Origin of the sequence: Streptomyces sp. Edi2 (assembly GCF_040253635.1) — a bacterium.
Taxonomy (GTDB): domain Bacteria; phylum Actinomycetota; class Actinomycetes; order Streptomycetales; family Streptomycetaceae; genus Streptomyces.
On the sequence record NZ_JBEJGX010000003.1, the window covers coordinates 1,529,230 to 1,542,172 of the forward strand.

Here is a 12,943-nt window from a genome sequence, read left to right on the forward strand (position 1 = left end):
CTGAGGTGCCTGACACGAAAAGGGGGCCCCGGTACCCAGGTACCGGGGCCCCCTTCCTTGGCGGCTACGGCCTACGGGCCGACGTCACCCGGTAGACGTCGTACACGCCCTCCACGCTCCGTACCGCCTTCAGGACGTGCCCCAGGTGCTTGGGGTCGCCCATCTCGAAGGTGAAGCGGGAGGTGGCCACCCGGTCGCGGGAGGTCTGGACGGCGGCCGACAGGATGTTGACGTGCTGGTCGGACAGGATGCGGGTGACGTCCGACAGCAGGCGGGAGCGGTCCAGCGCCTCGACCTGGATGGCGACCAGGAAGACCGAGGACTGGGTGGGCGCCCACTCGACGTCCAGGATCCGCTCCGGCTGCCGGGACAGCGAGTCCACGTTGACGCAGTCGGCGCGGTGCACCGAGACGCCGTTTCCGCGGGTGACGAAGCCGATGATGGGGTCGCCCGGCACCGGCGTACAGCAGCGGGCCAGCTTGACCCACACATCGTCGACGCCCTTGACGACCACACCGGGGTCGGCGCTGGAGCGGCGCTTGGAGCGCGGCCGGATCGGGGTGGACTCGGCGATGTCCTCGGTGGCCTCGTCCTGGCCGCCGAGCGCCTGCACCAGCTTCTGGACGACGCCCTGGGCGGCGACATGGCCCTCGCCGATGGCGGCGTAGAGCGAGGAGATGTCCGGGTAGCGCATCTCGTGCGCGAGGGTGACCAGGGAGTCGCCGGTCAGGATCCGCTGGATCGGCAGGTTCTGCTTGCGCATGGCGCGCGCGATGGCGTCCTTGCCCTGCTCGATGGCCTCGTCGCGGCGCTCCTTGGAGAACCAGCCGCGGATCTTGTTGCGGGCGCGCGGGGACTTGACGAAGCCGAGCCAGTCGCGGGAGGGCCCGGCGCCCGTTGCCTTGGAGGTGAAGACCTCCACCAAGTCGCCGTTGTCCAGGGTCGATTCGAGCGGGACGAGGCGCCCGTTGACCCGCGCCCCTATCGTGCGGTGGCCGACCTCGGTGTGCACCGCGTAGGCGAAGTCGACGGGGGTGGCACCGGCCGGCAGCGCTATCACATCGCCCTTGGGCGTGAAGACGAAGACTTCGTTGCGGGACAGGTCGAAGCGCAGCGACTCCAGGAACTCGCCCGGGTCCTCGGTCTCCTTCTGCCAGTCGAGCAACTGCCGCAGCCAGGCCATGTCGTTGACGGTGTCCTGGCCCTTGCCGGCGTTCTTCGGCACATCCGTACGGATCTTGGAGGCGCCGGCCACCGCCTCCTGCTTGTACTTCCAGTGCGCGGCGATGCCGTACTCGGCGCGGCGGTGCATGTCGAAGGTGCGGATCTGCAGCTCAACGGGCTTGCCGCTGGGGCCGATCACCGTCGTGTGCAGCGACTGGTACATGTTGAACTTGGGCATCGCGATGTAGTCCTTGAACCGGCCGGGGACCGGGTTCCATCGCGCGTGGATGGTGCCGAGGGCGGCGTAGCAGTCGCGGACGGTGTCGACGAGGACGCGGATGCCCACCAGGTCGTAGATCTCGGCGAAGTCGCGGCCGCGCACGATCATCTTCTGGTAGACGCTGTAGTAGTGCTTCGGGCGGCCGGTGACGGTGGCCTTGATGCGGGCGGCGCGCAGGTCGGCCTGGACCTCGTCGGTCACTATGGCCAGGTACTCGTCGCGCTTGGGCGCCCGCTCGGCGACCAGCCGGACGATCTCGTCGTACATCTTGGGGTAGAGGATCGCGAAGGCGAGGTCCTCCAGCTCCCACTTGATGGTGTTCATGCCCAGGCGGTGGGCGAGCGGAGCGTAGATCTCCAGCGTCTCGCGGGCCTTCTTCTCCTGCTTTTCCCGCTTGAGGTAGCGCATGGTGCGCATGTTGTGCAGCCGGTCGGCGAGCTTGATGACCAGGACGCGGGGGTCCTTGGCCATCGCGACGACCATCTTGCGCACCGTTTCGGCCTGCGCGGCCTCGCCGAACTTGACGCGGTCGAGCTTGGTGACGCCGTCGACCAGCAGCGCGACCTGGTCACCGAAGTCGCCCCGGAGGGTGTCCAGGCCGTATTCGGTGTCCTCGACGGTGTCGTGCAGCAGGCCGGCCATCAGCGTCGCCGGGTCCATGCCCAGCTCGGCGAGGATCGTGGTCACCGCGAGCGGGTGGGTGATGTACGGGTCGCCGCTCTTGCGCTTCTGGCCGCGGTGCCAGCGCTCGGCGACCTGGTAGGCGCGCTCGATCTGGCGCAGCGTGCCGGTCTCGATCTTGGGGTCGTTGCCGCGGACGGCCCGCAGCAGCGGCTCCAGGACCGGGTTGTACGGGCTGGAGCGCTGGACGCCGAGCCGGGCCAGGCGGGCGCGGACCCGGTTGGGCGAGCCGGAGCGGCCGGCGGAGGTGGGGGCCGGTGGCTTGGGCGGGGCGGGCTGGCCGGCCTTGGCGGGCGGCTTGGCCGCACGGGACGGCGCCGCCGGCTGGGGCGAGGAGGCCGCCGGGCCCGGCTTGTCCGTACCCGGCTCGGGCGCCGGACGGGGCCGCTCGGCGGGGGCCTGGGAAGCGGTCGATCCGCCGTCCTTCGGCCGGGGCGCGGTGGTGCCGTCGGACGCGCCCGGCCGCTCGGGCTGGGGCGCGTTCGAGGGCGCCGCGGCCGCCGGCTTCGGCTCGTCCGGGCGCGCGGCGTCGGATCCCGCCGGACGCAGTCCGGGGGAGAGCGGCTGGGCCTCGTCTGGCAAGAGCACTCCTCAGGCGGCTGGGACCCCAGGACCTCGAACGGGCCGGGGTGCCATGGTATCGACCTCGGGGCCACTGCTCCCCCGCGGCCGGGGTTCCGTACATGACACAGCAGCAGGGGCACCCGGATTCTTCCGGATGCCCCTGTTTGCGTGACGGTGCGCTGCGAGCGCGGCTCAGACCGTGATCAGGGCCTCCAGCACGGCGCCCTTCAGGCCCGGCTCCAGCCGTTCCCGCCCGGCCAGGAAGCCCAGCTCCAGCAGGACCGCCACGCCCGCGACCTCGGCGCCCGCGCGGCGGATGAGCTGCAGCGAGGCGTCGGCGGTGCCGCCGGTGGCCAGGACGTCGTCGATCACCAGCACCCGGTCGCCCGGGGCCAGCGCATCGGCGTGCATCTCGATCTCGGCCGTGCCGTACTCCAGCTCGTACGCCTGTCCGAGCGTCGCGCCGGGCAGCTTGCCCGCCTTGCGTACGGGGACGAAGCCGATACCGGCCCGGACCGCGACCGGAGCGGCGAGTATGAACCCGCGGGCCTCCAGGCCCACGATCTTGTCCACGCGGTGCCGCCCGCACAGCTCGGCGAACGCCTCGGTCAGCGCGCCGAAGGCGGCCGGGTCGGCCAGCAGCGGAGTGATGTCCTTGAACACCACGCCCGGCTGGGGGTGGTCCGGGACGTCCGCGATCCGGCTGAGCAGCAGCTCACGCAGCTCTGCGGGGGCGCTCACCGGCGCTTGCCCGACGGGCGGCCGCGTCCGCGGTTGCGGGAGGCGGGCTGCCGGCGGGGGCCGACGACCGCGGCGCCGTCACCGTCCTCGGCCTCAGCCGCGTCGGCGGCCTCGTCCTGGGCGTCCTCCTGGCCCGCGGCCTTGGCCTCGGCCGAGGCACGCTTCGCCATGACCCGCTTGGCCAGGGCCTTCATCTGCGGCTCACGGCTCTTCAGGTCCGCGACCAGCGGGGTCGCGATGAAGATCGAGGAGTACGCACCGGCGGCGAGGCCGACGAACAGGGCCAGCGAGATGTCGTTGAGCATGCCCGCGCCCAGGACACCGCCGCCGACGAACAGCAGACCGGCGACCGGGAGCAGCGCCACGACGGTGGTGTTGATAGAGCGCACCAGGGTGCCGTTGATGCTGCGGTTGGCGATCTCGCTGTAGGTGAAGCGGGTCTGCTTGGTGATGTCCTTGGAGGCTTCCTTGAGGCTGTCGAAGACGACGACCGTGTCGTAGAGGGAGTAACCGAGGATCGTCAGCAGACCGATGACCGTGCCGGGGGTGACCTCGAAGCCGACCAGGGAGTAGATGCCGACCGTGATCGTCAGGTCGTGGATCAGCGCGACCAGGGCGGCCACCGCCATCCGCCACTCGAAGGCGATGGCCAGGTAGAGCACCACGAGGACCATGAAGATCCCCAGGCCCAGCCATGCCTTGTTGGCGATCTGCTCACCCCAACTCGGGCCGACCAGCTGGGTGTTGACGTCGTTGACCGGGACGTTCAGGTCCTTGGCGAGCTCTTCCTGGACCGGCACCGACTGCTTGGTGTCCAGACCGCTGATCTGGATGCGCAGCGCGCCGCCGCCGAGCTTCTGCACCATGGCCTGGTGGCCGCCGGACACCGATTCGGCCTTGTGCTGGGCCTCCGAAGCGGAGACGGAGGTGTTCGGGGTGGTGAAGACCGCGCCGCCGGAGAACTCGATGCCCATGTTCAGGCCGCGCACCCCCAGACCGACGAGCGCCACGATGGTGATGAGGATCGAGAGGCCGTACCAGATCTTCCGCTTGCCGATGAAGTCGTAGCCGACCTCGCCGCGGTAAAGCCGGGCGCCGATGTTGCCGAGCTTGGACATCTCACGCCTCCTTCGTGGTGGGGGCGGCGCCGCGACGACGGCGCAGCGGCGGCTTGGCGCCCAGGCGCTTGGGGTCGAGGCCGGACCAGGAATGACCGTCGGAGAAGAACTTCCGCCGGGCCAGCAGGGTCATCAGGGGCTTGGTGAAGAGGAAGACCACGACGACGTCGAGGACGGTGGTCAGGCCCAGCGTGAAGGCGAAGCCCTGCACCTTGCCGACGGTGACGGCGAACAGCACCGCGGCGGCCAGGAACGACACGAAGTCGGAGACCAGAATCGTGCGGCGGGCCCGCGGCCAGCCGCGCTCGACGGCCGGACGGAGCGTGCGCCCCTCGCGGATCTCGTCCCGGATGCGTTCGAAGTAGACGATGAACGAGTCGGCGGTGATACCGATGGCGACAATGGCACCACAGACCGCCGGGAGGTTCAGCGCGAACCCGATGGCCGGGCCGAGCAAGGTCATGATCGTGTACGTCAGGACCGCCGAGACACCCAGGCTCGCCAGCGCGACCAGCGCCAGCCCCCGGTAGTAGGCGACCAGGTAGATGACGACCAGTGCGAGGCCGATCGCGCCGGCGATCAGACCGGCGTGCAGCTGATCGCCGCCGAGCGCCGCGGTGACCGTGGTCTCGTCGTCGATCTTGAAGGAGAGCGGCAGCGCACCGTAGGAGAGCATGTTGCCCAGGTCCTCGGCGGACTGTTGGGTGAAGCCGCCGGAGATGGTGGCTCCGCCGCCCATGATCGGCTTGTCGACCGACGGAGCGGACACGACCGCACCGTCGAGGACGATCCCGAACTGGTTCTGCGGCGGCGCCTTGGTGGCGAGCTTGCCGGTGATGTCCCCGAACTTCTTGCCGCCCTCGGAGGTGAAGTCCATCTGGACGATCCAGCCCTGGCCCTGCTGGCTGTCGAAGACGGCCTTGGCGCTGCTGACGTTCGTGCCCTCGACGCCGACGGGACCGAGCGCGTACTTCTGGGCGCCGTCCTCCTTGCACGCCACGATCGGGTCGGACGGCTTGGTGTTGGCGGCCTTCTTGCCTGCGGCGGCGCGGCTCTCCTTCGTGGAGCAGTCGAGCGCGTTGAGCTGCTTCTGGAGGGCCGGCGGGATGGCCGCTCCGCCCGGGGGCGTCGGCTGCGCCGGGGGCGCGGAGGGCTTGCCGGACGGGGTGGGCTTGGCGGACGGCGCCTTCTTCAGCGAAGCGGTCACCGCGCGGCCCTGCGTCGTCGGCTTGGAGTCCGGCGACTGCGGGGCGGAGGCCTTCTGCCCGTTGCCCTGGCCGCCCTTGGCCGGGTCACCGGCGGCCTTGTCGCCCTTGCCCTTGCCGTTCGCACCGCTCTGAGAGGGGCCGGGCTTGGGCTGCTCGGGGGTCTTGGCGCCCGCGGTGGTGGTCAGCACCGGCCGGAACCCGAGCTGGGCGGTGGTGCCGACCTGCTCACGCGCCTGCTTCGCGTCCGTCCCCTTGGGGATGTTCACGATGATGTGGTCCCTGCCCTGCGTCTGGACCTCGGACTCGGTCACACCGAGACCGTTGACCCGTCGCTCCATGATGTCGGCGGCGGTCTTCATATTGGTCTCGTTGATCGCGTTGGGCTTGCCCGGCTGGTTCTGGGCCGCCAGCGTGAAGCTGGTGCCGCCCGCCAGGTCGATGCCCAGTCGCGGCGTCAGCGTGCCGGAGTAGAACATGCCTCCGATCAGCCCTGCCATGGCGATCAGGACCAGGATCAGGGTGCGGCCCGGATGCCCCTGGCTCGCGGGCGCCCTGCGGCCCTTCTTCGGTGCTGCCACCTTCTCGTATCTCCCTGTCCAACCCCTCGGCCCGGGTTGCCGGCCGAGGAGCCACGAAGTCTTGTGGGGACGTGCCCCCGCCGGAGCCTAGACCGTCCCGGAACCGCGGCGCACGACACTCCACGCGTGCTCCGCGGTCCCGTGGGGCGGACTACTTCGCTTCGTCGTCGCCGGACTTCTTGTCGTCCTTGGCGGTGTCCGCGTCGGCCTTGACGGTGTCCTTGGCGTCGCCGGCGGCCTTGGTGTCCCCCGCCTCGGCGGCGGCAGGCTCGTCCGCGTCGGCCTCGGCGGCCGTGGTCTCGGTCTTGCCCAGGTCGATCTTGTCGCCCTTGTCACCCTTTTCGGTGGCCGGGGCGGCGGTTCCGGTCAGCGAGGAGGCGTCGTCCGGGACGACCGGCTCGTCGCCGTGGATCGGGTCGGCACCGTCCAGGATGCGGTTGTACTCCTCGTCCGCGAGCACCGCGCCGATGGCGTTCTTGGCGTAGATCGCGTGCACGCCGGGGGCGACCTCCAGGAGGACGGTTTCCTCGTGGATTTCCTTGACGGTGGCGAACATGCCGCCGATCGTCCGGACGCCGGTACCGGCCTGCATTTCGTTGCGCATCTGCGCGGCCGCCTGCTGCTTCTTCTTGGCAGACCGGGTCATCAGGAACATGGCCCCGATGAGGACGATGAAGGGGAGGAGAGTCACGATGTTCACGGGACGGAAATTCCTTCGCACGACCGCGGATGCGCGATCTCATATACGGGGGTGGGTATGCCGCCCATACGAACGGCATCGGCGGAGTCTAGGCGAGTCCCCACCAGTGGAACAACGCCCAGCATCCCACCGCAGTTCCTGACCGGGCGAGTCCCCGCGCCGTCACGCTCCGAACAAGCCCTGCTGGCCGCTGCTGCCGGTTTGCTGCTGCGGCGGAACGAGGCCCAGATGGGCCCATGCGGCCGGGGTCGCGATCCGGCCCCGAGGGGTCCTGGCCAGCAGTCCTTCCCGTACGAGGAACGGCTCGGCGACCTCCTCGACGGTCTCCCGCTCCTCCCCCACCGCGACCGCGAGGGTGGACAGGCCCACCGGGCCGCCGCCGAACAGCTTGAGCAGGGCCGTGAGCACGGCGCGGTCGAGGCGGTCCAGGCCGCGGGCGTCGACCTCGTAGACCCCGAGGGCCTGGGAGGCGATCTCGCGGGTGATCAGGCCGTCGGCCTTGACCTGGGCATAGTCGCGGACGCGGCGCAGCAGGCGGTTGGCGATACGCGGCGTGCCGCGGGAGCGGCCGGCGATCTCGGCGGCGCCCTCGGGTTCTATGTCGAGGTCCAGCAGCCCGGCCGAGCGGTGGATGACCCGCTCCAGCTCGGCGGGGGCGTAGAACTCCATATGGGCGGTGAAGCCGAAGCGGTCGCGCAGCGGCGGCGGCAGCAGACCGGCCCTGGTCGTGGCCCCGACCAGGGTGAACGGGGGGAGCTCCAGGGGGATGGCGGTGGCTCCCGGTCCCTTGCCGACGATCACGTCGACGCGGAAGTCCTCCATCGCCATGTAGAGCATTTCCTCGGCGGGCCGGGACATCCGGTGGATCTCGTCGAGAAACAGGACCTCGCCCTCCTGCAGGGAGGAGAGGATCGCGGCGAGGTCGCCGGCGTGCTGGATGGCGGGCCCGGAAGTGATCCGGATCGGGGCGCCCATCTCGGCCGCGATGATCATGGAGAGGGTCGTCTTGCCGAGGCCCGGCGCCCCGGACAGCAGGACGTGGTCGGCGGTGGCGCCGCGGGCGCGGGCGGCGCGCAGCACCAGGTCGAGCTGTTCGCGCACCCGCTCCTGGCCGACGAATTCCCCGAGGTCCTTGGGCCGCAGCGCGGCCTCGACGGCGGTGTCCTCGCCGTCCGCGTCGGCGCCGACCAGCCGGTCGGGCGCCCCCGGGTCGGCGTCCTCTGCGGTGTGCGGTGCGGTGTCGTCCCAGTTCACTGCGGATTGCCTCGTGGGGTCGGGGCGGCCGGGCCGCCTGCGTGGTCGTACGGTCGGGGGCGCGAGGCCCGGCCGGCGGCGGTCATCGCGCCCGGTTCAGAGTCTGCAGGGCCGCCTTGAGCAGCTGCGGCACCTGGGGGCTGCCGCCCTCGGCGACGGCCGCCTCGGCCTGCGGGGCGACCGCGGCGACCGCTTCGTCCGCCTCGCGGGTGGCGTAGCCGAGGCCGATCAGGGCGGCGTGCAGCTGGTCGCGCCAGCCGGCCGTGACGGCGCTGCCGACGCCCGCGCGGCCGGTGCCCACCGGCTCGCCGAGCCGGTCCTTGAGCTCCAGCAGCAGCTTCTGCGCCCCCTTCTTGCCGATGCCGGGCACGGCGGTGAGGGTCTTCTCGTCTCCGGTGGAGACGGCGAGGCGCAGGGTGTCAGGGGAGTGCACGGCCAGCATCGCCTGGGCGAGCCGGGGGCCGACGCCGCTGGCGGTCTGCAGCAGCTCGAAGGTCTGCCGCTCGTCGTCGTCGGCGAAGCCGTAGAGGGTGAGCGAGTCCTCGCGGACGACGAGGGAGGTGGCGAGCTTGGCCGGCTGTCCGATACGCAGCGCGGACAGGGTGTCCGGCGTGCACTGGACGGCCATGCCGATACCGCCGACCTCGACGACGGCGGTGTCCGGGGCGAGGGCCGCGACCGGGCCGGAGACGAAGGCGATCATCGGGTGCCCTTCTGGGGAGCCGTCCGGCGGGTGCCGGAGGACGGGACGGTGGCGGAGGCGGCGCGGCGGGCCGCGGCATGCGCCTGCTGGAGGCGGTTGACCGCGGGGGCGCGCCAGATGTGGCAGATGGCGAGGGCCAGGGCATCGGCGGCGTCGGCCGGCTTCGGCGGTGCGTCCAGCCGCAGCAGACGCGTGACCATCGCCCCGACCTGGGCCTTGTCGGCCCGTCCCGATCCGGTGACGGCGGCCTTGACCTCACTGGGGGTGTGCAGCGCGACCGGCAGCCCGCGCCGGGCCGCGCACAGCATGGCGACCGCGCTGGCCTGGGCGGTGCCCATGACCGTACGGACGTTGTGCTGGCTGAAGACCCGCTCCACGGCGACGTACTCCGGGCGGTACTCGTCGAGCCAGGCGTCTATGCCGCGCTCGATCTCGACGAGACGCTGCGCGATCTCGGCGTCCGCGGGGGTGCGGACGACGCCGACGCCGACCATGGTCAGCGGGCGCCCCGCGACCCCGTCGACCACGCCGACCCCGCAGCGTGTCAGCCCCGGGTCCACCCCCAGCACCTTCATCGCTCCCCGCCCCTCGCACTGTCGCCCGGCTGTTCCTGATCGGGGATCGCACGCCCCCGAGGAGAGCGCATGCCCCCTGATCAGCACAGTAACGGCTGCCACTGACAAACGGACGGGCCGACGGGGTGTGTCCCCGTCGGCCCGTCAGTCGACCGAGCGTGCCACGCCTGTCAGGCGTCGACCTTGGCCATCACATCGTCCGAGACGTCGAAGTTGGCGAAGACGTTCTGCACGTCGTCGCTGTCCTCCAGCGCGTCGATCAGCTTGAAGATCTTGCGCGCGCCCTCTTCCTCCAGCTCGACCTGCATGGTCGGGACGAAGTTGGCGTCGGCCGAGTCGTAGTCGATGCCGGACTCCTGGAGGGCGCTGCGGACCGCGACCAGGTCGGTGGCCTCGCTGAGCACCTCGAAGGACTCGCCCAGGTCGTTGACCTCCTCGGCGCCGGCGTCCAGCACCGCGCCCAGGACGTCGTCCTCGGACAGTTCACCCTTGGGGACGATCACCACGCCCTTGCGGTTGAACAGGTACGACACCGAACCCGGGTCGGCCATCGAACCGCCGTTGCGGGTCATGGCGACGCGGACGTCCGAGGCGGCACGGTTGCGGTTGTCGGTAAGGCACTCGATGAGCACCGCGACACCGTTGGGGCCGTACCCCTCGTACATGATGGTTTCGTAGTCGGCGCCACCGGCTTCGAGACCCGCACCGCGCTTGACCGCGGAGTCGATGTTCTTGTTGGGCACCGAGCTCTTCTTGGCCTTCTGAATGGCGTCGAAGAGGGTCGGGTTGCCCTCCGAGTCGGCACCGCCGGTACGGGCCGCGACCTCGATGTTCTTGATCAGCTTCGCGAAGAGCTTGCCGCGCTTGGCATCGATCACGGCCTTCTTGTGCTTCGTCGTAGCCCATTTAGAGTGGCCGGACATCCGCCTGTCTCCTTCGCGTAACCAACGTCTGGATGAACGTCTCAGATCCTACCGGGGCCGGGTCACACGGTGTTACTCCCGCCCGTCGCCCGGCCACGACCCCTGAGGGAGCGCCGGGGCCGCCCTCCGGATCAGCCCCGGGCCCGCCGCACCATGTCCACGAACAGGGCGTGGACCCGGTGGTCGCCGGTGAGTTCCGGGTGGAAAGACGTGGCGAGGACGTTACCTTGCCGCACGGCCACGGTGTGCCCGTCATACGTCGCCAGCACCTCGGCCGCGCCGCCGACCGACTCGACCCAGGGCGCCCGGATGAAGACGCCCTCGACCGGTCCCCCGGGGATCCCCGCGACGTCGACGGCCGCCTCGAACGACTCGTTCTGCCGCCCGAAGGCATTACGGCGCACGATCATGTCGATGCCGCCGAACGTCTCCTGGTCCTCACGGGCGTCCAGCAGCTTGTCCGCGACCATGATCATGCCGGCGCAGGTGCCGTAGACCGGCTTGCCCGCACGGACGAACGCGCGCAGCGGCTCCAGCATGCCGAAGACGACCGCCAGCTTGGACATGGTGGTCGACTCGCCGCCCGGTATCACCAGGCCGTCGATTTCGGCCAGTTCCTCGGAGCGGCGCACCGGCCGGGCCTGGGCACCGGCGTCCGCGAGCGCCTTGAGGTGCTCGCGGACGTCGCCCTGGAGGGCCAGCACACCGATGGTGGGAGTGCTCATCTGCCGTCCTACCAGCCGCGGTTGGCGTAGCGCTCGGTCTCGGGGAGGGTGTCGCAGTTGATGCCGACCATGGCCTCGCCCAGGTTGCGGGAGGCGTCCGCGATGACGGCGGGGTCGTCGTAGAAGGTGGTGGCCTTCACGATCGCGGCGGCACGCTTGGCCGGGTCGCCGGACTTGAAGATGCCGGAGCCGACGAAGACGCCCTCGGCGCCGAGCTGGCGCATCAGCGCGGCATCGGCCGGGGTGGCGACACCACCGGCGGAGAACAGCACGACCGGCAGCTTGCCGAGCTCGGCGACCTCCTTGACCAGCTCGTACGGGGCGCGCAGCTCCTTGGCGGCGGCGAACAGCTCGTTGTGGTCACAGCCGCGCAGCTTGGCGATCTCGCCCTTGATCTGGCGCAGGTGGCGGACCGCCTCGACGACGTTGCCGGTGCCGGCTTCGCCCTTGGAGCGGATCATGGCGGCGCCCTCGGCGATCCGGCGCAGCGCCTCGCCCAGGTTGGTGGCACCACAGACGAAGGGGGTGGTGAACGCCCACTTGTCGGAGTGGTTGACCTCGTCGGCCGGGGTCAGGACCTCGGACTCGTCGATGTAGTCGACACCGAGCGACTGCAGGACCTGGGCCTCGACGAAGTGGCCGATCCGGGACTTGGCCATGACCGGGATGGAGACGGCGCTGATGATGCCGTCGATCATGTCGGGGTCCGACATCCGGGCCACGCCGCCGTCCTTGCGGATGTCGGCGGGGACCCGCTCCAGGGCCATGACGGCGACGGCGCCCGCGTCCTCGGCGATCTTCGCCTCTTCCGGCGTGACGACGTCCATGATCACGCCGCCCTTGAGCTGCTCGGCCATCCCGCGCTTGACGCGCGCGGTTCCGGTCTCGGGGTTCTGGGGCGTGGTGGGCGTGCTGGACACGGTTCGACCTCACTCAATCCGGGTGGCTGTACTGCTGCGCCCACACAACCGTTGGTGAGCGGCCCGGGGAAAGGGCCAATTAGAGGTCAGTGGCTCGTCACTACTGGGAGTCGCAGAGTCCGGCACGCCCGCGCGGGACCCGCTGCCACCCCGCTGTCCGCTCAGTTCCCGGCCGAGCGGTCGTCCAGGACGACCGGCGGCTCGTCGTCCATCTCGAAGGCCAGCGGGAACGGCGCATGGCCCGCCAGCCGCAGATAGCGCACCACCCGGTGGCGGCGGACGGCACGCGCAGCCCGTACGGCATCGTTGTGGAACCGCCGGGCCATCGGGACCCGGCGCACGGCGGCCGTGAGCTCGGTGACCGTTCGCTCACCGCCCGGGGCCTCCCGTACGGCCTCCAGCTGGGCTTCCTCGGCGAAGATGGCCCGCAGCGCCTGGCTCAGCTCACTCTCCGCGACCTCGCGGTGGTCCTCCGCCGCCTGCCGGGCCTCGTGCGCGGCCTGGTAGAGCACGATCGAGGCGGCGGGATCGAGAATCCCCGACGTACCCACCTCCTGCGCGACGGACGCCCGCCGCAGCAGTTGGGCGTCGAGAGCCGCCCTGGCCGCGTCGATACGCGCGTGCAGGCGGTCGAGGCGGCCCGCCGTCCAGCTCAGGTAGATGCCGATGAGGACGATCGCGGCGGCGATCCAAATGAACGTGGTCACGGCCAGTCACCATACGCGCCTGCGGCGCGTTGTTTTGCCCCACGTTTTTGGCTGTCCCGCCGTGGGCGGTTGCCGCCGTTGCGCCTGGCGGCGGGCCGGGTC

At 70.8% G+C, this 12,943-nt stretch carries 12 protein-coding genes; all 12 read right to left on the bottom strand.

Annotated elements, in window-relative coordinates; translation table 11 throughout:
• Window positions 1-64: 64 nt before the first annotated feature.
• Window positions 65-2,707, bottom strand: a complete 2,643-nt coding sequence (locus ABR737_RS10210; protein ID WP_350249865.1) for a RelA/SpoT family protein — start codon at window positions 2,705-2,707, stop codon at window positions 65-67.
• 174 nt (window positions 2,708-2,881) lie between these two features.
• Window positions 2,882-3,430 (bottom strand): adenine phosphoribosyltransferase, encoded by a 549-nt coding sequence (locus ABR737_RS10215; RefSeq protein ID WP_350249866.1) that lies wholly within the window; start codon window positions 3,428-3,430, stop codon window positions 2,882-2,884.
• Entirely contained in the window at window positions 3,427-4,548 is a 1,122-nt protein-coding gene (gene secF / locus ABR737_RS10220; RefSeq protein ID WP_350249867.1) for a protein translocase subunit SecF, read from the bottom strand. The genes ABR737_RS10215 and secF overlap by 4 nt, the downstream gene beginning before the upstream one ends.
• 1 nt (window position 4,549) lies before the next feature.
• Complete coding sequence (gene secD, locus ABR737_RS10225; protein WP_350249868.1) at window positions 4,550-6,334, bottom strand: protein translocase subunit SecD; 1,785 nt, start codon at window positions 6,332-6,334, stop codon at window positions 4,550-4,552.
• Window positions 6,335-6,485: 151 nt separating this feature from the next.
• A complete protein-coding gene (gene yajC, locus ABR737_RS10230) occupies window positions 6,486-7,034 on the bottom strand; it encodes a preprotein translocase subunit YajC (protein WP_350249869.1) in 549 nt (182 codons plus the stop codon).
• Window positions 7,035-7,196: 162 nt separating this feature from the next.
• On the bottom strand, window positions 7,197-8,288 hold the full coding sequence (ruvB, locus tag ABR737_RS10235; protein WP_350249870.1) for a Holliday junction branch migration DNA helicase RuvB: 1,092 nt from the start codon (window positions 8,286-8,288) through the stop codon (window positions 7,197-7,199).
• An 82-nt stretch (window positions 8,289-8,370) separates the two neighbouring features.
• Entirely contained in the window at window positions 8,371-8,991 is a 621-nt protein-coding gene (ruvA, locus tag ABR737_RS10240) for a Holliday junction branch migration protein RuvA (RefSeq protein ID WP_350249871.1), read from the bottom strand.
• A complete protein-coding gene (gene ruvC, locus ABR737_RS10245; RefSeq protein WP_350249872.1) occupies window positions 8,988-9,566 on the bottom strand; it encodes a crossover junction endodeoxyribonuclease RuvC in 579 nt (192 codons plus the stop codon). The genes ruvA and ruvC overlap by 4 nt, the downstream gene beginning before the upstream one ends.
• A 170-nt stretch (window positions 9,567-9,736) precedes the next feature.
• Window positions 9,737-10,489, bottom strand: a complete 753-nt coding sequence (locus tag ABR737_RS10250; RefSeq protein WP_350249873.1) for a YebC/PmpR family DNA-binding transcriptional regulator — start codon at window positions 10,487-10,489, stop codon at window positions 9,737-9,739.
• A gap of 131 nt (window positions 10,490-10,620) precedes the next feature.
• Window positions 10,621-11,214, bottom strand: a complete 594-nt coding sequence (pdxT, locus tag ABR737_RS10255) for a pyridoxal 5'-phosphate synthase glutaminase subunit PdxT (RefSeq protein WP_350249874.1) — start codon at window positions 11,212-11,214, stop codon at window positions 10,621-10,623.
• 8 nt (window positions 11,215-11,222) lie between these two features.
• The gene (gene pdxS, locus ABR737_RS10260; protein WP_350249875.1) at window positions 11,223-12,134 is read right to left on the bottom strand and encodes a pyridoxal 5'-phosphate synthase lyase subunit PdxS; all 912 of its coding nucleotides are present in this window, start codon (window positions 12,132-12,134) and stop codon (window positions 11,223-11,225) included.
• A 161-nt stretch (window positions 12,135-12,295) separates the two neighbouring features.
• Window positions 12,296-12,847: a LemA family protein gene (locus ABR737_RS10265; protein ID WP_350256739.1), complete on the bottom strand. Its 552-nt coding sequence runs from the start codon at window positions 12,845-12,847 to the stop codon at window positions 12,296-12,298.
• Between the last annotated feature and the right edge of the window lie 96 nt (window positions 12,848-12,943).